23 protein-coding genes are annotated in these 22670 nt (G+C 66.3%); 10 read left to right on the forward strand and 13 right to left on the reverse strand.

Annotated elements, in window-relative coordinates:
• Window positions 1–587: 587 nt before the first annotated feature.
• Genes ACFWF1_RS24505 through ACFWF1_RS24515 form a run of 3 tightly spaced genes read right to left on the reverse strand, consistent with a single transcriptional unit; the run spans window position 588 to window position 3575 of the window.
• Entirely contained in the window at window positions 588–1589 is a 1002-nt protein-coding gene (locus ACFWF1_RS24505) for an alpha/beta hydrolase (RefSeq protein WP_379288524.1), read from the reverse strand.
• Between the two features lie 29 nt (window positions 1590–1618).
• A complete protein-coding gene (locus ACFWF1_RS24510) occupies window positions 1619–2569 on the reverse strand; it encodes an acyl-ACP desaturase (RefSeq protein WP_379288522.1) in 951 nt (316 codons plus the stop codon).
• Between the two features lie 49 nt (window positions 2570–2618).
• Entirely contained in the window at window positions 2619–3575 is a 957-nt protein-coding gene (locus ACFWF1_RS24515; RefSeq protein ID WP_379288520.1) for a transcriptional regulator, read from the reverse strand.
• A gap of 557 nt (window positions 3576–4132) precedes the next feature.
• On the opposite strand from ACFWF1_RS24515, the gene ACFWF1_RS24520 reads away from it, so the two are divergent.
• A complete protein-coding gene (locus tag ACFWF1_RS24520) occupies window positions 4133–5680 on the forward strand; it encodes an acyl-CoA carboxylase subunit beta (protein WP_379288518.1) in 1548 nt (515 codons plus the stop codon).
• 203 nt (window positions 5681–5883) lie between these two features.
• On the opposite strand, the gene ACFWF1_RS24525 is transcribed toward ACFWF1_RS24520, so the two are convergent.
• The 6 genes from ACFWF1_RS24525 to ACFWF1_RS24550 all read right to left on the reverse strand — a co-directional run bounded on the left by ACFWF1_RS24525 (window position 5884) and on the right by ACFWF1_RS24550 (window position 12532).
• The gene (locus ACFWF1_RS24525; protein WP_379288516.1) at window positions 5884–6468 is read right to left on the reverse strand and encodes a hypothetical protein; all 585 of its coding nucleotides are present in this window, start codon (window positions 6466–6468) and stop codon (window positions 5884–5886) included.
• Window positions 6465–7109 (reverse strand): TetR family transcriptional regulator, encoded by a 645-nt coding sequence (locus tag ACFWF1_RS24530; protein ID WP_379288514.1) that lies wholly within the window; start codon window positions 7107–7109, stop codon window positions 6465–6467. Before ACFWF1_RS24530 ends, ACFWF1_RS24525 begins: the two co-directional genes overlap by 4 nt.
• 175 nt (window positions 7110–7284) lie before the next feature.
• Window positions 7285–8232, reverse strand: coding sequence for a helix-turn-helix domain-containing protein (locus ACFWF1_RS24535; RefSeq protein WP_379288512.1), 948 nt, complete (start codon window positions 8230–8232; stop codon window positions 7285–7287).
• 138 nt (window positions 8233–8370) lie between these two features.
• Complete coding sequence (locus tag ACFWF1_RS24540) at window positions 8371–9438, reverse strand: fused (3R)-hydroxyacyl-ACP dehydratase subunits HadA/HadB (RefSeq protein WP_379288510.1); 1068 nt, start codon at window positions 9436–9438, stop codon at window positions 8371–8373.
• Between the two features lie 212 nt (window positions 9439–9650).
• Entirely contained in the window at window positions 9651–11084 is a 1434-nt protein-coding gene (locus tag ACFWF1_RS24545) for a lipase family protein (RefSeq protein WP_379322216.1), read from the reverse strand.
• A gap of 224 nt (window positions 11085–11308) precedes the next feature.
• On the reverse strand, window positions 11309–12532 hold the full coding sequence (locus tag ACFWF1_RS24550; RefSeq protein WP_379291630.1) for a lipase family protein: 1224 nt from the start codon (window positions 12530–12532) through the stop codon (window positions 11309–11311).
• 299 nt (window positions 12533–12831) lie between these two features.
• On the opposite strand from ACFWF1_RS24550, the gene ACFWF1_RS24555 reads away from it, so the two are divergent.
• Window positions 12832–13074 carry a hypothetical protein gene (locus ACFWF1_RS24555; protein ID WP_379291621.1) on the forward strand — a complete coding sequence of 81 codons (243 nt, stop codon included), beginning with the start codon at window positions 12832–12834 and terminating at the stop codon, window positions 13072–13074.
• Window positions 13075–13172: 98 nt separating this feature from the next.
• On the opposite strand, the gene ACFWF1_RS24560 is transcribed toward ACFWF1_RS24555, so the two are convergent.
• On the reverse strand, window positions 13173–14297 hold the full coding sequence (locus tag ACFWF1_RS24560; protein ID WP_379291628.1) for a lipase family protein: 1125 nt from the start codon (window positions 14295–14297) through the stop codon (window positions 13173–13175).
• Between the two features lie 212 nt (window positions 14298–14509).
• Between ACFWF1_RS24560 and ACFWF1_RS24565 the strand changes: the two genes are divergently transcribed.
• The 4 genes from ACFWF1_RS24565 to ACFWF1_RS24580 all read left to right on the forward strand — a co-directional run bounded on the left by ACFWF1_RS24565 (window position 14510) and on the right by ACFWF1_RS24580 (window position 16612).
• A complete protein-coding gene (locus ACFWF1_RS24565; RefSeq protein WP_379291619.1) occupies window positions 14510–15028 on the forward strand; it encodes a DUF2599 domain-containing protein in 519 nt (172 codons plus the stop codon).
• A 34-nt stretch (window positions 15029–15062) separates the two neighbouring features.
• Window positions 15063–15758: an SDR family oxidoreductase gene (locus ACFWF1_RS24570; protein ID WP_379291617.1), complete on the forward strand. Its 696-nt coding sequence runs from the start codon at window positions 15063–15065 to the stop codon at window positions 15756–15758.
• 51 nt (window positions 15759–15809) lie between these two features.
• Window positions 15810–16088, forward strand: a complete 279-nt coding sequence (locus tag ACFWF1_RS24575; RefSeq protein WP_357388470.1) for a putative quinol monooxygenase — start codon at window positions 15810–15812, stop codon at window positions 16086–16088.
• A gap of 296 nt (window positions 16089–16384) precedes the next feature.
• Window positions 16385–16612, forward strand: a complete 228-nt coding sequence (locus ACFWF1_RS24580) for a hypothetical protein (protein ID WP_379291615.1) — start codon at window positions 16385–16387, stop codon at window positions 16610–16612.
• Between the two features lie 804 nt (window positions 16613–17416).
• Here ACFWF1_RS24580 and ACFWF1_RS24585 read toward each other — a convergent pair.
• Together ACFWF1_RS24585 and ACFWF1_RS24590 are read right to left on the reverse strand one after the other, a co-directional pair.
• Complete coding sequence (locus ACFWF1_RS24585) at window positions 17417–18310, reverse strand: helix-turn-helix domain-containing protein (RefSeq protein WP_379291613.1); 894 nt, start codon at window positions 18308–18310, stop codon at window positions 17417–17419.
• 89 nt (window positions 18311–18399) lie between these two features.
• On the reverse strand, window positions 18400–18621 hold the full coding sequence (locus tag ACFWF1_RS24590) for a DUF397 domain-containing protein (protein ID WP_357388464.1): 222 nt from the start codon (window positions 18619–18621) through the stop codon (window positions 18400–18402).
• A 327-nt stretch (window positions 18622–18948) separates the two neighbouring features.
• Between ACFWF1_RS24590 and ACFWF1_RS24595 the strand changes: the two genes are divergently transcribed.
• From ACFWF1_RS24595 to ACFWF1_RS24610, 4 genes are all read left to right on the forward strand, one after another.
• Entirely contained in the window at window positions 18949–19749 is an 801-nt protein-coding gene (locus tag ACFWF1_RS24595) for an SAM-dependent methyltransferase (protein WP_379291611.1), read from the forward strand.
• A 211-nt stretch (window positions 19750–19960) separates the two neighbouring features.
• Window positions 19961–20191 (forward strand): hypothetical protein, encoded by a 231-nt coding sequence (locus ACFWF1_RS24600; protein WP_357388460.1) that lies wholly within the window; start codon window positions 19961–19963, stop codon window positions 20189–20191.
• Between the two features lie 262 nt (window positions 20192–20453).
• Window positions 20454–21716, forward strand: a complete 1263-nt coding sequence (locus ACFWF1_RS24605) for a PucR family transcriptional regulator (protein ID WP_379291609.1) — start codon at window positions 20454–20456, stop codon at window positions 21714–21716.
• Window positions 21717–21785: 69 nt separating this feature from the next.
• Window positions 21786–22220 carry a CBS domain-containing protein gene (locus tag ACFWF1_RS24610; RefSeq protein ID WP_379291626.1) on the forward strand — a complete coding sequence of 145 codons (435 nt, stop codon included), beginning with the start codon at window positions 21786–21788 and terminating at the stop codon, window positions 22218–22220.
• An 11-nt stretch (window positions 22221–22231) separates the two neighbouring features.
• On the opposite strand, the gene ACFWF1_RS24615 is transcribed toward ACFWF1_RS24610, so the two are convergent.
• The gene (locus ACFWF1_RS24615; protein ID WP_379291607.1) at window positions 22232–22654 is read right to left on the reverse strand and encodes a pyridoxamine 5'-phosphate oxidase family protein; all 423 of its coding nucleotides are present in this window, start codon (window positions 22652–22654) and stop codon (window positions 22232–22234) included.
• Window positions 22655–22670 lie beyond the last annotated feature (16 nt).

The following is a 22670-nucleotide window of genomic DNA, read 5'->3' on the forward strand; positions in this document are numbered from 1 at the left end:
TGCTTCTTAGGGACTCCAGGCGATGACCTGTCCAGTGAGCTGAAGACCTGATCCCATGTTTTCTTGTGAGTAGTGCTGGGCACGTCGTGTGCCGTCCCCGGCTTTAGGTGCGCGTCAGGTGCGTGATGTCGCGTTCTGGAGGTGGTCACCTGGCTGTGGTGGCGTTTCGAGAGCTCGAAAACCAGCGAATCTCGGCTCCCGGGGGGTGGTGAAGCTACCGTCGCGCTCCCGCTGTGTCAGCCTCACACCCAGTACAGGCGGTGTTCGGCTGACACAGTGGGTGTACGGAACGGGTTCTCGCGTGGTGATCTGGCCGGGGTTGCGTCCCAAGCGCTTTGGACAAGCGCGAGTAGGCGGCGGCCGGGCCTTCGCAGGATCCAATGGTGGTCGCCGCGCGTGAATTATGTAGCCGCGCACGGTATTGCTAGCAATTTCGGGCGCGGGCGCACAACGCGTACGCAGGGAGGGCTTGCTCGTCGTTCGTAGGGCGGATCTGCACTGGGACTCGGGAGTTGCACTGGCTTTAGGGCCCTAGAGCGAGTGCGGGTCCCGAGTGAGGGTGCAGATCTTCTGGTCGCGTGGGGGGGTTACTTCGGTGACGGGAGTTCTAGGGCCTTCGCCAGTATCGGCCAGGCTCGGGGGAGTTCGGCTTCGAAGTCGGGCCAGGTGTGCATGCCTGCGGGGTCGTATTCGAGGGTGGCGGGGATGTTCAGGTCGGTTAGGCGGGCGGCGAATCGTTCGGTGCAGGAGCGGGCGCCTGCTTCGAGGGCCGCGCCGCCGCCTGCTAGGCGTAGTGCTTCGACGACCGACGGTGATTGGGCGATGGCGACCAGGTCGGCGCCGGTGGGGGCGCCGGTGGCGGCGGAGAGGTAGATTGCGGTGCCGCGCAGGGCTTCTGCACCGAGTAGGCTGTCGTGTTCCGCCCATTCCGGGGAAGTTGGTGGGCCCCAAAGGTTTTCGACGTTGCCGCCGCGTGAGGCGACGGTGATCGTGGTGACGGCGTGGCCGAGGGGGTCGGCGGTGGAGTAGCAGCCGCTCATGCCTGCTACCGCGCGATAGCGGCCCGGATGTCGTTGGGCCAGCATCATTGCCGCCTGTGCGCCCATCGAGACGCCGGCGATGGCGCGGCGGCCGCTGGACTTCAGTAGCGATTCCACGATCGGCGGGAGTTCCTCGGTGAGGAAGGTTTCCCAGCGGTTGAGGCCGAGGGTGGCGTCGTGGCGGTCCCAGTCGCTGTACATGCTGCCGGTGCCGCCGCTGGTCAGCACCACGTCGACCGGTTTGTCCGCGAAGAACTCCGCAGCGCCGCCCTTGCTGAGCCAGCCCGAGGTGGTTTCGCCGTCGACACCGTCGAGCAGATACAGCGTCGGGCGCGGTCCCGAGCCGGTGCCGCGCAGCACGTCGACCTCGATGATCCGCCGCATGGCCGCCGACGCGATCCGCAGGTGATCGCGGTGCGGGCCCGCGCTCTCGATCGAGATCAGCCCGGTCCGCGTCATCGCCGGATCGACGGCGGGCGGCGACCCACTCGGCACGCCGGGCGGGTCCGCCACCGCGGGCACAGCGACCGTCGCGGCGATTACGGTCATCGCCGCCACGGTGATCGAGCCCCGGAGTCTCATCGCGCCGCGGCGGCTCGTTCTGCCTGCCTGGCCGCCACCCGATCTCGTTGTTCCTCGAATCTGGTTGCCTTCTCGGCCAACTCGTCGAGGTAGGCGCTGAGCTCGTCGCGGGCACGCTCACCGTCGCCGGATAAGTCGTTGCGCTCGAACACATGCCACGCTCGCAGCACCGGCCGGACCACTACATCGAGGTGCTGGCGTAGGTCGTAGATGCCGTGTCTGGCGAGCACGACCGCGTTGCGGCGGAAGTTCGGCTGGGTGAGACCCGGCATCTGGAAGCGCGTGACGATGTCGGTGATGGCACGCAGCATCTCGTTCGGCAGCAGGTCCAGAGCGGCGGAGCTGAGGTTGCGATAAAAGATCATGTGCAGGTTCTCGTCGGCGGCGATCCGTTGGAGCATACGCTCGGCGACGGGTTCGTCGCACGCGGTTCCGGTGTTCCGATGACTGATTCTGGTAGCCAATTCCTGCAGCGTCACATAACTCACCGAACGCAGAAACTGTGGCCCCGGCACCGGTTTCGCGACACCCGCGGTCATATGCGCCATCCTGGCCTGTTCCAGCAGCACCGGATCGACCGCGCGGGTCACCACCAAATAATCGCGCATCACGATGGCATGCCGGTTCTCCTCGGCGGTCCAGCGACCGACCCAGGTGCCCCACACGCCGTCCAGGGAGAACGAATCCGAGATCTCCCGGTGATAGGACGGCAGATTGTCCTCGGTGAGCAGGTTCGTCACCATCGCCGTCCTGGCCACCTCGGTCAGCTTCGATTGACCGGGCTCCCAATCTATTCCGCCCATCGCGGCGAAATTACGCCCGTCGTCCCACGGCACATAGTCGTGTGGCTGCCACGCTTTGGCTTTGCGCAGATGGTCGTTGAGCAAACGTTCGGCGACGGGTTCGAGTTCGCGGAGAATATCGCGATCGGTCAGCGCAGTGGTCACACGTGCTCCTCTTGCTCGGCGCGGCGAATTCGACACTAGGCGGGAAATCTCACGCCGAGCGACCGATTTCGTGATCATTGGCCGAGGTGACGACGGGCATCCGAACCTGCTGGGCCGGATCACAATCGGTCGCCTCCTGCGGCTCGGCCACCCGATAGAGACCGGGCGGCCTGCCCGCGGCGCGGATGCGGTCGAGCAGGTCGTGGGTGCGGGCGGCGAGTTCCGGAATCCGCGCGGTGGCGCCGGTGGCCAGCACGGCGGTGAGCGGCACCTCGGCCGCCTCGGTCAGCATCGCGAGCACCTCGGCGGTCATCGCGGGTGCGCCGATGCGCACGGGCCGCACCTCGGACGGCACCAGCACGGTGCCACCCGCCGCGGACAGCAGCGACAACGCGCGCGAGCCGAGCGGATCGGCCAGCGCGGCCTGCACCCGGCGCAGCTTGCGCCGGGCCGCCGCCGCGCCCGCACCCGGTCTTCGCTCGTCGGGATGGGCCGGAATGCTCAGCGCCACCACCTGATACGCCGGCGCCACGGCGATCCCGGTCTCGCTCACCAGTTCGCCGACCGCATGGCCGCCGAGCAGCGCGGACACCAGGGTCTGCGCCGCGGTCTGGTGTTCCCTTGCCACCAGGCGATGTTCGTCGACATAGGCGGTCGATGACGTCACCGTCACCATTTCCAGCACCCGCAAGATCAACTGTGCCCCGGCGACCGCGTCGTCGCCTTCGGTATGCGCCGCAACGAATTCCAGGCCGGAGCGAATTTCGTCGTGATAGGCCGCGAGCACGGTTTCCAGCGACACCCCCTCGCGCGCCCAACGCGTTGCGGCACCGGCGATTTCCGGTGGCTCGGCTACTCGGGAACGCTTGCGCGGCGCCAGCAACTCGACGGCCGCCGCAACGCAATCCCGCGTGGTGGTCACGACGTCACCGGGTGGCGCGCTACCCGCCCGTGGCGCCAGGTAGTCGAGAAGTTTCGACGCCAGACTCTCGGAACTCGAACTCATCCGCATTGCCGTCATGACTGCCAAAGGCTAGCGCCGAATCGTGACCGAATCGGGATACGATCACGAAATCGGGTAAGTCATCAGTGATCACGTCATCGGTTGGGCGAAATCACAAGCCTCGGAGTGCGTTTCGTTACGTCAACCGTCCCATACGAGAAATGTTCCGACGGAAAAGAAGCATCCGGCGCAGACCGATTTTCAGTTCGACGCGATCCCCCGGCCCCCCAAATTATTTGTGACGCAGCGCCGACCGCGCATTCCGGCGCTGCGTCGACGTCACCTTAACGCCACTCGCCCGCCCCCGAACAGACATCTCGGCGATCCTCGGGAGCTGTCCTCGGCGCGTCGCCCGCCGACTGGTAAGTTGCCCAAACACCGCGCTCCTTCGCAGGCAGCGCGGGCTGTCGCATTGACCACTAGCGCCTCGGCCAAACCTGTGAGCAGTCCCATGGGATGTGACGAACAACTGTGCAGTAGCTCTCACCACGGTTAACATCGAGCGCTGCGCCCCACATACGGCGACGCTGCAGAGTTTTCGAAGGGCATAGACACCACACATGACCGGAACGCGAGAGAAGCTGGAAGAGCTGCGGGGCATCCTGGAGCTTGCCGAGGAACCCGCAGGCGAAGTCGGCATCGCGAAGCGCAAGAAAAAAGGCATCCCGAGCGCGCGGGAACGCGTGCGCGCCCTGCTCGACCCCGGCAGCTTCGTCGAGATCGGCGCGCTGATGCGCCAGTCGGCGCAACCCGGCGCCATGTACGGCGACGGCGTGGTCACCGGCCGCGGCCGGATCGACAACCGGCCCGTCGTGGTGATCGCGCACGACCAGACCGTGCACGGCGGCTCGGTCGGCGAAATGTTCGGCCGCAAGGTCGCCGCCGCCATGGAGTTCGCGTACGAGAATGCCTGCCCGGTGGTGGCGATCAACGACTCCGGCGGCGCCCGCATCCAGGACGCGGTGACCTCGCTGGCCTGGTACGCGCTGATGTGCCGCCGCCAGGGCGACATGTCCGGGTATGTGCCGCAGGTGGCCGTGATGCTCGGCAAGTGCGCGGCCGGTTCGGTGTACGGGCCTGTCAACATGGACGTACTGGTCGCCACCGAGAAGTCGTACATGTTCGTCACCGGGCCGGAGGTCACCAGGGAGGTGACCGGCGCGGACGTGAGCGCGGAAGAGCTCGGTGGCGCCGCCGCACTCACCCGCAACGGCACGGTCCACCACGTCGCGCCCGACGAGCAGGCCGCCTTCGACTGGGTGCGCAACTACCTGAGCTACTTGCCGTCCAGCTGCCTGGAGCAGCCGCCGGTGGTGAACCCCGGCCTGGAACCGGAGCTGACCAGCCATGACCTGGAACTGAATTCGATCATCCCGGATTCGGACAAGGTCGGCTACGACATGCACGAGATCCTGCTGAGGATCTTCGACGACGGCGACTTCCACGAGATGGGCGCGGGCACCGCACAGAATCTGATCACCGGCTTCGCCAGGGTCGACGGCCGCAGTGTCGGCGTCGTCGCGAATCAGCCGCAGGCGCTCGGCGGCGCGCTGGACGCGCAGGCCTCGGACAAGGCGACACACTTCATCCGGCTCTGCGACGCCTACGGCCTGCCCATCATCTTCGTGGTCGATACCCCCGGCGTGCTGCCGGGTATCGAGGAAGAGCGCAACGGCGTCATCAAGCGCGGCGGGCGTTTCTTCCGCGCGGTGATCGAGGCGACCGTGCCGATGGTGACGATCGTGACCCGCAAGGCCTACGGCGGCGGCTACGCGGTGATGGGCTGCAAGCAGCTCGGCGCCGATATCAGCCTGGCCTGGCCGACCGCCCGCATCGCGGTGATGGGCGCCGAGAGCATGGTCGGCATCGTCGGCCGCAAGCAGCTCGAGGCCGCCCCGGTCGACCAGCGCGCCGCGGTGCGGCAGCAGATGATCGATTTCTACAACGCCACCATGGCGACCCCGTGGATCGCCGCCGAACGCGGCTACATCGACGCGGTCATCGAGCCGGCGCAGACGCGGCTGGAGATCCGTAAGGCGTTGCGGTTGCTGCGGGAGAAGGACATCGCCAAGCCGAATCCGCGCAAGCACAGCCTGCTGCCGGTGTAATCGCGCGACCCGGTTGTGTCGGGTCACAACGCAGCCGGGTCCCGATCGTGGTCTGTCCGGTGATCATGTTCTTGCCCAACGACTTCGGGCCGGATGGCTTAACGTCGAGCACGTGCCCGGCCGTCGTTCGCCGCGACCCTGGCACGCGACGTGCCCGCCGGACCTGAACCCTACCCTCGTCGGCGGGCGCGTCGCACTCTCGATCAGCTGTGGCTGCCCCAGCGCAGATCCGCTGTGGCCCATTCCATTTCCCACATCCGCAGGCGCTTGCGGTCGAGGCTGCGGCGCAGCACGAAGTAGCAGGCCACCACCGCGAGCAGCACGCCGAACAGGGCGCCGGAGGTGAGCAGCACCGCCTTGCTGAGCGCCTGGGTCGCCGACGGCGGCTCGACGATCTTGTCGGCGCCGTTGAGCCAAATGGTCACGGCCTGACCGGGTTGCACGACGGTGGTGGATTGATAGTCCTCGGTGTGCGCGACGCCGTCGGCATCCTTCCACTGCACCTTGGTCGGCATGATCGGCGCGTACAGCGGCGCCTTCCCGGTCTCGATCACGGTCGCGGCGACCTGGTGCAGCTGCGCCGTCTTCGCTTGCACCACAGCGGTTTCCGTGTGGTAGACGCGAACACCGACCACGAGCACCAGTACCGGCACGATGATCAGGAACACCAGCGCCAGCGTCGCGGCGACCATGGTCTGCACGCGATCTTCTCTGCGGCGCATCGGGTTTCGATCCAGCCCGACGCGGCGGCAGGTCCTGCGATACATATTCACCGACCCTGTGGTCATGACGGTGACTCCTCGGTCCGGAACTCGGTGGTGAGTGCGACGAGTGTGGCGAAATAATCCTCGATGAGGTCGGGCAGGGCGCTCGGATCGTCGCCGGCGGCCCAGGTTTGCAACGCGGAGATGAGCAGGCCCGCGCCCGCGGCCACCGCGGTGGCGGGGCGCAGGTCCAGCTCCGGGTCGACGTCGAGCCGGGCGGCAATGATCCGCACTGATTCTCGCTGACCTTCGATGCGGATGCGCTGATATCCGGCGAAAAGCTCGGGTTCGTCCTCGAAACGCTGGAACAGCGTCCACCGCCGGGCCAGCAGCGTGGCGCGTTCGCCGCCGTATTCGACCTCGAACCAATCGTGGACGGCGTTGCGGTACGCGAGCAGGGGCGATTCGTGCGGCGGCCGGCGGCACAGCGCCTCGTTGAACAGGTGGACGTCCTGGTCGACATCGCCGAGGACGGCCTCCGCGATGGACGTGAAATGGCGACTGAAGGTGCGCCGGGTGACTCCGGCCCGCACCGCGATGTCCTCGACCGCCACCGCGCCGAACCCGCGTTCGGTGAGCAGGTCGAAGGCGGCGCGCGACAACGCTTCCCGGCTGCGCCTGGTGCGCAGCCGGCGGCCATCGAGATCGACACCATCGTCGCTCATGTCGTCAGTTTACCACCTTATTGTCCCATTGGGACAATACTTCGCGCCCAGTTTTCGCCCGCGTCGGGGTCACTCAGAGCCAGATAGGTCCGCACTCAGCGCGATGCGAGCATTCGTCTCGTATATCGACATGCCCAATTCGGCCGAGCCGAATCATGGTGGCGTACCGGCAGGGTCAGGCCCTGCGGATGTTGGACGGCTGATCGAGGATCGGCGGTTGGCGCCGGCGCAGCGCTTTCAGCAGCGAGACGGTGTACTCCGGCGGCGCGGCATGCACCGAAAGCTGGTTCGCCACAGCGCGATACGCGTCGAGGTCGGCCTGCTTGTCCAGATACAGCGCGCTGGTGAGCTGCTGCAGGTAGACGATGTCGGGCAGGTCGGCCTCGGCGAAACGCAGGATGGTGAACGCGCCGTCGGCGAGCGCGGGCCCACCGACGTGGTCGGCGAGCACCTGAACGATCACGTTCTTCTTGTCGACCACCCGCAACAGGTGATCGATCTGCTCGTTCCACACGGTGGAGCCGCCGATCGGCCGCGACAGCGCCGCCTCCTCGACGACCACCCACAGCTGCGGCGGATTCGGGCGGTCGAGGATCGCTTGGCGGCGCATCCGCAGCGCGACCCGCCGCTCGATCGAGGGCTGCGGCTCACCCGAATGCGCCAGCGACAGCAGCGCGCGAGCGTATTCCGGAGTCTGCAGCAGCTCCGGCACCGCCCTCGGTTCGTAGGCGCGGACCAGGGTGGCCGCCTGTTCCAGGCCGAGATAGGTGTCGTACCACTTGGGCAGCCAGTCGTTGTCGCGATGCCACCAGCCCGACTCGTTGCCCTGCCGCGCCAGCTCCAGGTATTCCTCGCGCTCGGTGGGATCGGTGACCTGGTAGAGGTCGAGCAGATCGACCAGGTCGCGCACCCGGAAACCGGTGCGGCCCAGCTCGAGCCTGCTGATCTTCGAATGCGAGCCGCGAATCGCCTCGCCCGCATCCTCGCGGCTCATCCCGCAGTTCTCGCGAAGTTTGCGCAGGCGGCTGCCGAGCATCATCCGCAATACGGTGGGCCCGCCCGCCGGACCCACCCCGCGCGCGAGCGGGGATTCAGCCGACTGTCGAGCCTCCAAGGGACGCATTCCTAAAGTTTGCCATGCGAAGCTTGTCTGTTTCTACTGACCAAAGACCCTGTGCCGGTTTCGGACCGCCGGTACAGTGCCCGCCCAGAACGCGAAATCTCGACGAAAGCACCGTCTCGGACGCCGCGATAGGCGAACTCAGCGCAGCGCGACGTCCGCCGTCGCGCGGCCGAACAGCTTCCGGCCGTCACAGGTCGCCGTGAGCGCGACGGTAGCCATCCGCCGCTCGGGATCGAGCGACTTGATCTTGCCGCGGAACTCGATCTCACTCGCCTTGGTCGCCGCGACCGGCGCGAAACCGGCGAACCGCACGCCGTAACTCGCGACGGCGGCGGGATCGCCCAGCCACGAGGTCAGATAACCAGCACCGAGGCCCATGGTGAGCAGCCCGTGCGAGACCACGTCGGGCAGGCCCGCGCTGCGCGCGACCACATCGCTGAAGTGGATCGGATTCGAATCACCGGACACGCCTGCGTAATTCACCAGATCGCCGCGCGACAGCGGCATCGAACGCACCGGCAGTTCCATCCCGACGGCGAGCTCGTCGAAGCTCGGCACGGTGCGCGGGGTCCGCCGGTGGTCGAGCGGGTCGGCCTGCGCGGGTGCGTCGAAGCACTCGACCACGCCCGCGTCCGCACCCAGCGAATCCCGCTGTGCCGCAGCGTCGTTGCGATCGGCCGTCGACTGCCCGCTCATGATCACGCCGTCGACCGCGGTCCGCAGGTCGGCGGCTATTTCCACGCCGGTCTGCGCGACCGCGGTGGAGGTCGCGATCTGCAGCAGTTCCTTGTGCTGGTTGGTGAGCACGTTCTTGGTCACCATGAAGTCTTTGTCGCCGAACTGCCGGAACGACTCGATGTACGAGACGCAGTGCAGCCGATCGCCGGCCAGCACCGGGCGATGCACCTGGATCGACTGTTCGGTCTGCAGCACCTGGCCGATGTCGTAGGCGCTGAGCACGGACTCGAACATGTTGCGCTGCATCAACATCAGCACGATCGAGGTGAAGGTCAGCGGCGCCAGCAGCGCGTCGTAGCCCAGCTCCGCGGCGGCGTCCTCGTGCCAGTGTGCTGGATGCCGCTCGTGCACAGCGCGGGCGAATTCCCGGATCTTCTCGCGCCCTACCTCGTAGTGCTCGGTCATCCGATAGTGCCGTCCCACCAAGGCCATTGCCTGTTCGGACGCGGTGGTCGTGATGTCGTTCATCTGCCTCTTTCGCGAATCCTGGCGTCAAGCTCGCCCGGACCGGCCCACAATACCGAAACGCGGCAGAGTCGCACCGCCGGGGCGGCAGGTCCGGACTTGGCCCAACCGACATCGGGGGGAAGGGTTCGTCCGTCTTAGATCGCGACGAACGCGGCAAACGCTAACACCGATTATCCAGCAGCCTTGACGACACACCGGCCGGTGGCTATTCGTCAGCACTCATTGGGTGCGGGCACACCTTGCAGCCGTTGATCCAGCCACAGCATTGCCTCCGGATAGCCGAGCCCGCCCGCGATAAGGTGCTCGCCGAGCACACTGCGATAGACCGCGGGCACCCCGAGCCTGCATTGTTCGAGGTAAAGATTGTGCGCGCCTTCGGCCGGGATCCAGAATTCCTGCTCGCCGTTGTAGATATAGAGCGGGGTACCCGATTTCAGGTCCGCCATTTTGGTTACCCGGAATATCTCGTCCGCGACCGCGGAGTGCAGCGGGTCGGGGATGTTCGCGGCGATATCGATCGGCAGCATCAGCACCCCGATCAGCCCGTAGGTGCTGCCGCACAGGTCTTTCGCCGGCGAGGTGACCACCCACTGCGCCAGATTGTTCATCCGGGCCAGGATTTCCGGGCGCTCCCGGCCGATGCCGAAGACCGCCGCCATGAACACCGCCGAGGCCAGGTTGCCGTTCATGCTGCGCGACAGGATCTCGTAGTCCGCGGGCACGCCGCCCAGCGCCGCGCCGACGATCACGCCCGCCAATTCCGGTGCGTAACTGTCGATCAGCTTCACCGCGCCGTGCGTGGCGATGGCGCCACCCGAATAACCGGCCAAGCCGAATTTGCTGGCGCCGAACTCGTCCGGCAGCAGCCCGCGCACCGCGCGGATCGAGTCGAGCACCGCGTGCCCCGCGACGTATGGCTCGGCATAGGCCATCCACGGGCCCTCGTGATCGGGAATGAGCACCGCGTAGCCGCGCAACGCCGCGACATAGGTGGTGGGCGGGACGAAGTCGGTGACGCTGGTGTCCGCGTTGAAGCCGTGCGACAGCGTGTAACTAGGAGTGCAGGTGCGGCCGAGCGCGTCGATCGGCAGGTTGTTCACCACGACCGGCCGTTCCCCCGGCCCCGGCCAGGCCGCAGCCGGAACCACCAGTGTCGCAGTGGCATAGGACGGCGCGCCGTGCGCGTCGGTGGTCCGGAATTTCAGCAGCTGCGCGCGTTGGATCGGCAGCAGCATGAGTGGCGCGGTGGTCGCCGTAATGTCACGTGACTCTATGACCTGCCCCTCGGCGTAGTCCGCCAGGTTCGCCGGCCAGGCATCGAAGATCGGATCACCGACGTTTCCGGGCAGCGCGGCATCGCGCAGCGCGACCAGCGGCGGCGTCACACTCGTCGCCTCCCACACCGGCGACGGCTCCGTCTGGGCGGGCGCGATCGGCGGCGGTGGAATCACCTGATCGATCAGCTGCTGCACCCCGGCCAGCAGCGAACCGCCGCCCGGCGGCGGCGGGAAAAGACCCGGAAATTGCGGCAGCGCGGGCAGTTCCGGCAGCGCGGGTGGTGCGGGCAGCGGCTCGGCGACCGCCTGCCCCGTCACCATCGGGCAGACGATCAGCAATGCCACGGCAATGGCAGGCAAGCATCTCATGGCACACGCCTTTGGGTGCGGACGTCGGGTTCACCTGGCACCCAGGAAGATGCGGCTTTCGCCCCCGAAAATGCCCCCTGTTGTACCAGACAGTCAGGCTAACCCGTGCGGCGCGCAACTCCGCGCTGACGCGACCGAGTTGTGTGTGACACGTGGCCGAACCGCAACAACCGAGCCGAACGCCGCGTCTCTCGAAACGGCTCGGCTCGGCAGTCGCCAGATATTCAGCAGTTGCTGGGCGCCGGGTCTCCGCGGAATCGGGCGTCGAGCCAGTTCAACGCGTCCGGAATGCCGAGCACCGCTGCGGTGAGGTGATCGGGCACCGGGATCTGTTCGGTCTGCACCTTCGCGCCTGCGGTGCACCAGCGCTTGTCGGTGTTCACCACGGCATCCACCGGGATCAACCCGTCGATCGGCGAATGCCATTCGAACACCGGCGTTTTCGGGACGCCGTCGTAGAGCTCCAGGCTGTTCTCCTCCACTACGCCGCGGGCGGTGTTGTCGTTGATCATCGACGTCGTCTTCGCGAAGTCCAGCGCGCCGTGCCCCGCGCCCGCCGAGAGAATGTCGTTGGTGCAGCTGTTGGCCATCTGCGCCCGGGCCGCGAGACCACGATCGTTCAGCTGATCGCTGAGCGGAAAGCGGTCGGGATATTCGCGTTCCAGGCCGAGCCCCGCGGCCAGCGCCAGCCCGAACACCGGGTGCGAGCCGAGGCCGAGCGACTCCAGCATCTTCACCAGGTTCATCGGCACGCCGCCCATCGCCGCGCCCGCGATATCCAACTCCGGCGCGTACTTCGGTTGCAGCGCCGCGGCCCACGCGGTGGCCATACCGCCGCCGGAGTAGCCGACCATCGCCACCTTGCTCTGCTGCACCTGCAACTCGGCCACCTGCTTGACCGCACGGATACCGTCGAGGGTGATCTGGCCGCCGAGTTTCGCGGCGCCGTAAGCGAAGTTCGGTCCGAGATGATCGGGCAGTGCGACGGTCCAGCCACGCTGCAGCAGCACATTCCAGCCCGGCGCCTCGCGGACGATCAGGTTCGGGTCACCGGTGTAGAGGACCTTGGAGACCGAGCATTCGGCGCCGAGGCCGTTGATGATGTGCTGGAAGGACAGCAGCGGACCGTCCTTGGCGCGCACCTTCGGGGTGAGCGCGGTGGTGGTCGCCGCGATCGGCTGGTTCTCGGAACTGGTGGAGCGGAAGCGGATCACGGTGACCGTGGTGTCCGGGAAGATCATCAGCGGCGGCATCACCCGGGTCGCGAGGACATCGCCCGGCTTCTTGTCCGCGATATCGGCCGGTGTCGCATAGAAGGGGTCTGGGTCCGGTGCTGGGTACAGGGGGGCGGTATGGCCCGGTCCGGCCATCGTGGCGACGAGCACCAGCCCGGCCGCCATCGCGCCGAACGCGCGAGCCAATCGTGTGCGGGTCGCTCCCCTGCCCATCGAACGTAGGGCCTGACTCATCGATAGGTGCCTCTCGAATGGTCCAACGTTGTGACTCATCCTCGACAATTTCGGCATCGAAAGGCAGATAGCGAAGCGATCATGTTGAGATCTCACAAGTGTGGAGCGACCAGTCTGTGACGGATATCCGCATTCGCTCGTGACACGGCCCCACCGCCGCGACCACGTCCTGTGACATGTCCAGCCAACGAGACGGACCATGTCGCGACCCATGGCGCGGCCTTACCTTCACAACTACCGGCGCGGTTGCCGCGCCCGGCCCGGAAGGAGACGGTGGCATGGACGGCACTGCGCGCAAACTCGCTTACCGCGAAAATATCGACGAGGTGCCGACGCGACGCGTGACCGTCTACTTCGACGGCCCGACTCCCGACGACGCGATGATCCTGGAGTACGCGGCAAGCAGCACGGAGGCTTGGGAATTCACCTCCGCCGCCGTGCACGCCGGGCTCACCGTCACGGTGGACGGCATGCTGCGTCCGGGATTGCGCCGACTCCCCTGCCGATCGCTCTGGCACTGAGCGGATTTCGTCGGACGTGCGGCGAAAATCGCCACGTTTCAGCACATTCTGCGCGTCAGCACCGCACGCCAGTTGGCAGCGCGTGCATTTCCAGCTTGCTACACCGGATCCAGCACGCGACGCAGGAAGGCCACGGCGTCGGGCAGCGCCGCCCGCGCCGCGCCGAGGTGATCGCCTGGATAGAGGTGGGTTTCGAGATCGGTGCCCGACGCGCTCAGCTCGGCAAGCAGTTTCGCGGTCAACGGCGGCGGGACCTCCATGTCGGTCAGGCCCTGACCGACGAAGAGCGGAATCGTGTACCCGGCGGTCGGAATTCGCATCATCGCGGCGGCGGCCGACGTCAGCGCCGGATCGTTCAGCGGCTTGGCCAGCATCTCGCCGATCGGCACCTCGGCCAGCCGGGCGTTGGCCTCGGTGATGCACTCCGTCTCCACTACCCGCAGCGCCGCCGCACCGGTCGGCGTCAGGTAGCTGTCCACATCGAGTTCCGGTGCGCTGGCCCGCAATCCGGCCAGCAGCATGGCGACGTAGGCGGGGGTCTTCTCCAGCGGCAGCCGCGGAATCCACGGTCCGCCCAGCGGGAGCAGCAGGTCCAGATTCGACGGCGGACCGGTGGCCGCCGCACCGCGCAGCTGGAGTTCCGGCGCGTCGGCGGGCCCGAGGTGCGCGGTGAACAACGCCGCTTGCGCGCCCTGCGACTGGCCGAGCACCGCCCATCGGGTGCCGAGCTCCGGCGCGATCGCCCGTGCCGCCCGGACGCCGTCGATCACGCTGCGCGCTTCCGACGGTCCGTCCAGATAAGGATGTGTGCCCGGCGTGCCGAGCCCGACGTAATCCGAGATCACCACCGCGTACCCGGCTCGCAGCAGCTCCGGGTACAGCGAATCCAGGTAGTACACGCGGGGTTCGGTGGTGAACGCGCACTGATCGGCGATGCCGGTGGTGCCGTGCGCGTACGCGACGATCGGCCAGCCACCCGCCGGCGGCGGACCCGGCGGCACGTACACCGCGCCGGTGCTCTGCATCGGCCCGCGTGGACCACGCGACCAGTAGGTCAGCCGCTGCGCGGTCGCCGCACCGTCCACCCGGAAACGCCCCGTCAATTCCACCTGATTCGTCACCGTCCCCGGTGCCTCACCCGAGCCGGCCACCGCCGGTGGCGCGAGCGCGACACCCACCGAGATCACGACCCCGGCCGCCCCTGCCATGATCCGTGTACACATCATCGACCGACTATCCCCACCCGGACATGCCGGGGCAAGCCACCACATTCAGTGGCCTACGCGGGGCGGGCAGCACGTTTCGGCGGCCGTCACCGAGGTATGGCTAGGCTTGGTCGCGGGCCCGAAAGCTGTCAAAGGTACCGGGCGGTCGCTAGGCTCGACGGACAGGGCCGGATCGCCGGCGGCCCGAGCACGACGCGAAAGGAGCCGGAGTGGGACACCCGAACCGGCCGACTCCTATCCCGCGGCGGGCCGATGTCGTACGCCGAGCCCGGACGACCGTACTGCTCTGTGCCGCAATGCTGCCGACGATGACGGCCTGCGGATCGAGCGGACCCGCCACCGTATCCCCCGCGACGACAACGATTTCCGCGACGACGCCGCCATCGACCACCCCGGCACCCGCCGTCGACCCCTTCGCCGGCCTGCCGCTCATCGACCACACCGACTGGACCGAGGCCGTCGACGGCCCGCGGCTGCTCGTCTACCCCACACCCGCCGGACGGCAGACCACCTTTCCCGGCACCGACGAACGCGCCTGGCAGGAGGTGCTCACCCAAACACCGGACGCGGACACCCCCGGCATGCGCGACCAGTTCCTGTGTCATTGGACCTGGGCGCGGCTGGTCGAACCGGACAAACCGAGTTGGAATCTGGAACCCTGGCGTCCGGCGGTCGGCTACCAGGCCACCGTCGAAGCGCGCTGCAACCCGGGTGGCCCCGAACGCTGAGTCCCGGCCCACCCCCGATCGGAAGGACCGACCCATGCGCACTGTCATCGCAGGCGGACACGGAAAGATCGCACTGCTGCTCGCCGAACTGCTCACCCGCCGCGGCGACCAGGTGGTGTCGCTCATCCGCAATCCGGCGCACGCCGCCGACGTGACCGCCGCCGGTGCCGAACCCGCCGTGCTCGATCTCGAACACGCCGACGCGGCGGACCTGCTCGCCGCCGTGCGCGGTTCGGACGCAGTGGTTTTCGCGGCGGGCGCGGGACCGGGTAGTACTGCCGAACGCAAGTACACTGTCGACCGGGACGGCTCTGTCCGGCTGGCCGACACCGCCGAGCGGGCGGGAGTGCGGCGTTTCGTACAGATCTCCACGATGGGCGCCGGTCAACCGCCCGCACCCGGGAGCGACGACATCTGGGCCGCCTACCTCGATGCCAAGACACAGGCCGAAGACGACTTGCGCAAGCGCGCACTGGATTGGACGATCCTGCGGCCGGGCCGACTGGTCGATACCGCGGGTACCGGCCTGGTCACGCTGGGCACACCGCCGGTTCCGCGCGGCGACATCTCGCGCGCCGACGTGGCCGCCGTGCTCGCCGAACTACTCCCCGCGACTCACACCGCGGGCGCGACACTCGAACTCGTCACCGGCGACACGGCGATCGACCGGGCGGTGGCGGCGCTCGCCGACGGCGCGATTTCGGATGGCGCTGCCCCCGTTGCCGATTGAAGTTCACCTTCTCGTTAGGAGTGAGCAACCTTGTTCAGCCGCATCGTATCCATGAAGATCCGGGAGGGATCGCGCGCCGACTTCCTCGACGCCATCTCGCGCAGCGCCGTGTCGTCGTTGCGAGACGAGCCGGGTTGTCTACGCTTCGATGTCTGTGCCGACCGCCTCGACCCGCATCGATTCTTCCTCTACCAGCTATATACCGATGACGAGGCGGCCGAGGCGCACCGCTTCACCGAACATTTTCTGGCGATGCGGGCCGCCGCCGACAAGTACGTGGAACCCGGAACCCAGATTCACTACAGCACAGACGTCCTTTTTGCCAACTGATCGTCTTATTGCTACACCGTGTCAGCAAACAATCAGACGCCCGAACCCGCACGTGCGCTTGCAAATCGATCGTGCAGATGTACTTGCATATGAAAGGTGCAGCGACCTAAACTCAGTCCCGCAACGCTTTACAGGGGACAACCAGGGGAGGCCGGATGGTCGAGCCGAAGGCCGCAGTCGCCGTGGGTCCGCCGCCGCCAAACGTCAGGGGCGTTCGAATGAACCAACCACTTTCCGGCGCTCGGCTCGGAATAGCCGCCGCCGCACTGGTCGACCAGCCAGCGAACGGTACAAAAATGAGCACACCAACGGCCCGGAGCGGCCAAAGGACCACCGCGTACTCGCGGGAAACCGCCGTCGCGTTCGTCATCGATGCCGTCGAGTCCAAAGGTGCGGCCACTCGGCACGATTTCGATATCGATCGGATCGTCACCACGGCGCACGATGTGGTCGACGATTGGGACTTCCACACCATGCAGCCGTCGACGTTCTGGCGGATAGCCTCCAGCTTCATCCGGCTGTAAGACTTCCGGGCATCCCGATGTCCGGCGGACGTCGAATTGCCTTGTACCGCAAGCGCTGAGCCAACCTGCTCCACCGGCGATGATCTACCCTCAGGCGCAGGGTTTGCGGCACAAGGCAATTGGGCGCGGAGTCGGATCGAGCCAGCAGACGGCGCGCGCGCCGCCTGCTGATGCGCCCGCGGCGAATCAGCCAGCGCCCATAACGAATTACTAGGCGCCCATATCGAATTGCATTGCATACGTTTCACATTGCGCGGCACTCGTGCAAATTTCCGAGACGCCCGTGCCGAATTTCGAGACGCTCGCAATGCATCGCACCGCGCCCACGCTGAATCGCACCGTGCCCGCGCTGTATGGCGCGCCGTTCGCGCCGAATTACACTGCGCCCCTGCTGAGTTATCCCGTGCCCGCAGTGAATCATCCTGCACCACCGGTGAATTGCCCCGCGCCCGCGGCAAATCGGCCGACGCCATGGAATCACCAGGCCCGCATTCGTGTCGAAGTCCCCCACTGAATTGCCCTGGACCACACGCACTCATCACGCCGGCGAGCGGCGGAGCCGTGGCACGCAACAGCCCATTCCTGACGGCTGATCGCGCACAGGGTCGCGTAACGGGCACCGAATCACCCAGTGTTCCCAACGAATAGCTACGTGGCGCAGAATCGCGCACAGCGGCCGGGCCACCTCGGCCCGTCCGGCGCCGAACAGCACTCGAACCAGACCACCACGGCCGACTTCGTGACACGTGGCGTTCTGGTTTGTCCGTGCTGACGCGCTTCACAAAATGATCCCCTAGCGGGCGATCAGCTACCGTATCCCTCGGCGTACTTCCGGAGGATCTCCACCGACTTCTCCGGCCGCTCGGCCTGCACGCTGAGCCGGTCCATGACCGACAGGTACAGCGCGAGGTCTTGGCGCCGGTCCAGATACAGTGCACTGGTCAGATGTTCGAGATACACGATGTCCGGCAGCTCGGACTCAGCGAAGCGCAAAATGCTGAATGAGCTACCCGCGGCGGCGTGTTCACCCGACGAGTACGGCAACACCTGAACGGTGACCGTCGGCAGTTCGGCGAGCTGGATCAGGTGCTCCATCTGCTCGCGGTGCACCCGGGGCCCGCCGACCGGCCGATGCAATGCGGCCTCGTCGATAACCGCCCACACGATCGGCGGATCCGAGCGATGCAGAATCTCTTGCCTGCGTTGACGTACCTGGACCCGCCGATCGGTGTCGGCGTCCTCGTACCCGAGCGCCACTACTGCCCTGGCGTATTCGGGGGTTTGCAGTAGTCCGGGAACAAGATGCGCTTCGTAGGTGCGAATCTTGCTCGCTGCCTGTTCGAGACCGAGGTAGGTGCCGAACCATTGCGGCAGCAGATCGCTGTAGCGATGCCACCAGCCCGGCTCGTTCGCCTGCCTGGCCAGATCGAGGAACCGCTCGCGCTCCTCGGCGTCGGTGACGCCATATAGCGACAGCAGGTCCCGGATATCGCGATCCTTGAAACCGGTGCGGCCCAACTCGAGACGACTGATCTTGGCGTGCGAACCACGAATGGCGTCGCCCGCCGCCTCTCGGGTGATTCCTTTGGCTTCTCGTAGCCTGCGCAACTGGCCGCCGAGTGCGATGCGTAGCACTGTCGGACCACGTTCCGCGACAACGGGATGCACCTGACCATCGTCGTCGGGTTCAGCGATCATTGAGTTCGTCTCCGATACTCGGGGGTTGCCCACAGTGTGTCACAACCACCTGTCGCGAAACACACCGCACCGATCGCCAATGTTACCGCTCAACTCGTCAGATAGTCGAACTCCCCCGCCTTCGCGCCGCGAACGAACGCATCGATTTCGGGACGGGTGTAGAAGAGCACCCCGCCTTCGGGATCTCGGGAGTTCCGCATGGCTACCTGGCCGTTGGTCGCCTCGGCGACTTCGACGCAGTTGCCGCTCGGGTTGCTGTATGTGCTCTTGCGCCATGAGCCAGTGATCTTGTTGATGGATGTATCCGACATTTTCCCCACTCCTCGGTTACGCCAGTGTTGGATCAAACAGTTCGTGCATCTGCACGCTCAAACGTTCTTGCATCTGCACCAACAGTTTGGACGATAGCACGAAGTTCGCCGCTATGCCTCTACTAATTCGGACCATCCGGTCCGAGGTCTGAGGCACTCACGTTTCGCACAACGAACCGACTGGTCAGGACGGTGCGGGCGACTGTCCAGGAAAGGTGAATCTTGTACTGTCGCAAAGCAGATCGGATGTATCAGTCATTCGCGACAGCACCCCGGTGCGCACCGGCAACACCCGCCGGCACCGGCGTTCCCGAGGAGCCGAACCCCATGCCAGACGAGGACAACAGCCCCGTGATCCGCACCGACATCCCACACTCGGCGCGCGTCTGGAACTACTGGATGGGTGGCAACGACTATTACGAAATCGACCGGATCGCCGGCGACGCGGGCATCGAGATCGACCCCGAGATCGTCACCATGGCCGTGCAATCGCGGCAGTTCCTGATCCGCGCGGTCCGCTACCTGGCCGGCGACGCGGGACTGCGGCAGTTCCTCGACATCGGCACCGGCCTGCCGACCGTGCAGAACACCCACGAGGTCGCCCAGGAGATCGCCGCCGAGTCGAAAGTCGTTTACATAGACAACGATCCGATGGTGCTCGTCCGATCCAGCGCCCTGCCGACCAGCTCCACCAGGTCAGGCGTGACCGCCTATATAGAGGCCGACATCAACGATCCCGAGCGCATCGTCGCCGACGCGCGGCACGTGCTGGACTTCGACCAGCCGATCGGCGTCATGTTCATGGGGGTACTCGGCCACGCCGCGTCGCATGACGATGTGTCGCGCATCGTGCAGACCGTCCTGGCCGCCGTGCCATCCGGCAGCTACCTCGCCGGGTGGGATGGCACCGACGACAGCGCCGACTATGTGAAGCTCTGCGACAACTACACCGGAACCGGCGGCGCGCCGTATCTGCCGCGGCCCAAGGAACAAATCCGCGAAATCTTCGACGGACTGGAACTCGTTGAGCCAGGCTTCGTTTCGATCACCCAGTGGCGAACCGACACTACGGAAAAGGCCCTGACCAGGCCGATCTCTGCCTACTGCGCGGTAGCTCGCAAGCCGTAGCCGGATCGGGGACGACGACGGCGGCCGCGAATGACCGCCGTTTGTCAGGATTTCGGCTCGAATTCATCGTGGCCGTTAGTGCAGATGTACTTGCATCTGTAAGCGACAGCGGCATAGACTCGGACCCATATCGGGGAGGTACGCAGGGAGATTCGAGCCGGCGGCGCCTACACAGCAACTTCCCCACACGCCACACGCGAGGGGCGGTCGAATGAGCCAGCCATTCCGGACTCCCCGCCGGGTTGCCGTCATCGGCACCGGCGTCGAGACTTTGCGGCAATGTCCCGCTCCGGTCCAGGTTTCCGACTGCGGTGTCGAACCACCCGGCCTCACCTACCGGCTGGCGCGCGACATCCTGTCCGCCCACGAGGTGCATGGCCCGCAGTGTCGGCAATGGCTGGCCGCGGCCGCCTATCTCTCCGCCGGTCTCGACGACGAGTAGTCGTTCGAATCCCTTGGCACACAATCGATGTTCGAGTCCGAACCGAACATTGTTCGAACCGACCGAACATTCTACGCAGCATAACGCAGTCGCGCGTCGATGTCCCGAGACAGTGGGATGTCACGATCCGGCCACCTCATAATGCCGTAGGCTCCCAATGGATCTCGCCGATAAGTTCCCCGGCGAAGGACCCTTTCGTATAGTGAGCCGAACGATTCGGGCACAGTTCTATTACGCCCGACGTGGCAATGGAGCGACCCGAATGACCTTCTCCGCGCTGCATCTTCCCGCCGATTCGTCCGACACGGCGCTCGAAATCGGTGGCCAGCCGGCTTCGGTGCCCCTGCAGAACACCGACCGGGTGGCCTCGCGGATGGTGGGATATTTCGCCACCTGCATGGCACCGTGCCGCTCCCTGCCCGGCGAACAAATACGCGGTGACGTCACCAAACTCACCCGCAGCTGCCTGGGTCTGGTCGCCGAAATGTTCGACCGGCGCACCGTGCCGGGTGACGAACAATTCGGCGAGGTGCGCGAGGCCGCCGCCCAGTGGGCCCGAGAAGGCGTGCCGCTCAGCACAATTCTGCGCGGCTACCACGAGGGCGTTCGCATCGCGTTCGGTCTGGTCACCGCGCCCGCCAGGGCCGACGATGTGGACGAACTGCTGGTCGCCACCGATCTCATGCTGGAACTGCTGGAGGCCGTCACCGCCGCGGTGGCCGACGCCTACGTCGACGAACAGCATCTGGTCGCCAAGGAACACCAGACCGCCGCGCAAACCCTCGCCTCCGCGCTGCTGAGCGGACGGGGCAGTTCGGCGCTGGCCAGGCAGGCGGGCATCCCGATCGCCGACGCGTATCAGGTAGTGGCGCTGTCGCTTTCGGAGCATCCGGACGAGCGCGATGCGCGGGTCGACGCGCATGTCGCGGCCCGCCGCAAGCTACGCAGGCTGCAATCCGCGCTGGCCACCGTCTTCGCCTCGCGCGCGCTCGCACTGCTCAGCACCAAGGGCGGCACGATGCTCATCCCGGCGGGCGACAGCGGTGCGGCCACCATGACCGCCGAGACGCTGGCCCTGCTGGCCGAGGCCGCCGAGGTGCCGCTCACCGCGACGGTTGTCGCGAGCGGCACCGACGAGGTCCCCGAATCCGCCGATCAGGCACACGAATTGCTCAATCTGGTGCGGGTGGGTGCCAAGCCCCCTGGCCTCTATCAGATGGCCGACCTGGCGGTGGAATATCAACTGACCCGCGGCGGCCCGGCGACCCGGCGGATCGCCACCATCCTCGACCCGCTCGAAGCGCACGCCGAACTCTTCGAAACCATGCGCGCGTACCTCGGCAACGATATGAACCGCCAGCTCACCGCACGTCAGCTGTATGTGCACCCGAACACCGTCGACTACCGGTTGCGCAGGATCGCGCAGCTCACCAGTATCGACCTGGCCACCTCGGCCGGGATTTCGCAGGCGGCCATCGCCCTGCTCGCCCGCGATCTGGACAACAGCGTCACCCGTCGCCTATGAGCAGGCACTAGCCACCGGGGCAGAACCTTGCGATCCTGAAACTGCCGCGGACACTGGATGGGTGACAGTATGCGAATAGCCGAGATCTTGCGCAGAAAAGGGAGCGACGTCGCAACGATCGCACCCGACACGACAATTCGAAGCCTCCTGGCCACACTCGCCGAACACAATATCGGTGCGGTTGTCGTGTCACGTGACGGCGAAGGGATCGTAGGGATAATCTCCGAACGCGACGTGGTGCGCAACCTGCACGCGCGCGGTGCCGAACTACTCGACACGCCGGTATCGGAGATCATGACCACCGACGTGCGCACCTGTGCGCCCGACGACGAGGTCGACGGGCTCCGAAACACCATGACCGAGCACCGGATTCGGCACCTACCCGTGGTCGATCAGAGCAGGCTGATCGGCATCGTCAGCATCGGCGACGTGGTGAAGAGCGCGATCTCCGAGCTGGCCACCGAGAAGCAGCACCTCGTCGAATACCTACAGGGGAAGTACTGAGCCCGTTCGCGCTAGGCGCTGCCGAGGTCCGCCGACAGCCAGTGCTCGGGCCGCAGGTACACCGCGACCTGATCGCCGAAGTTCGCCGCCTGCTTCAGGTAACGGTCGACGGCATCGCCGCTCAGATAGCGCTCGACCATCTCCACATGCAGTTCATCGGTCAGCGGAACGATCCTGGAGACCGAACCCTCGACTGAGACGTACCGAGTGGTCGGTTCGCTGCGCTGCACCAGCAATGTGAACCGCCCGGACTCTTTGATCAACCGGATCTTCCGCGAGTCGCCCCCGGTCGTCACCCAGGGCTCGCCGCCGGGCTCGTACTGGTACCAGATGGGTACCGACAGCGGGCCCCGACCGGGACCGCCTGCCACGGACAGCGCCGCGATATGCGGCTGCGCGAGGAACTCTTGACGCTCTTGCAAGGTCAAAGCCATGGTCTCCACCCTAGTG

The organism is Nocardia sp. NPDC060255, from assembly GCF_042727395.1.
Classification (GTDB): domain Bacteria; phylum Actinomycetota; class Actinomycetes; order Mycobacteriales; family Mycobacteriaceae; genus Nocardia.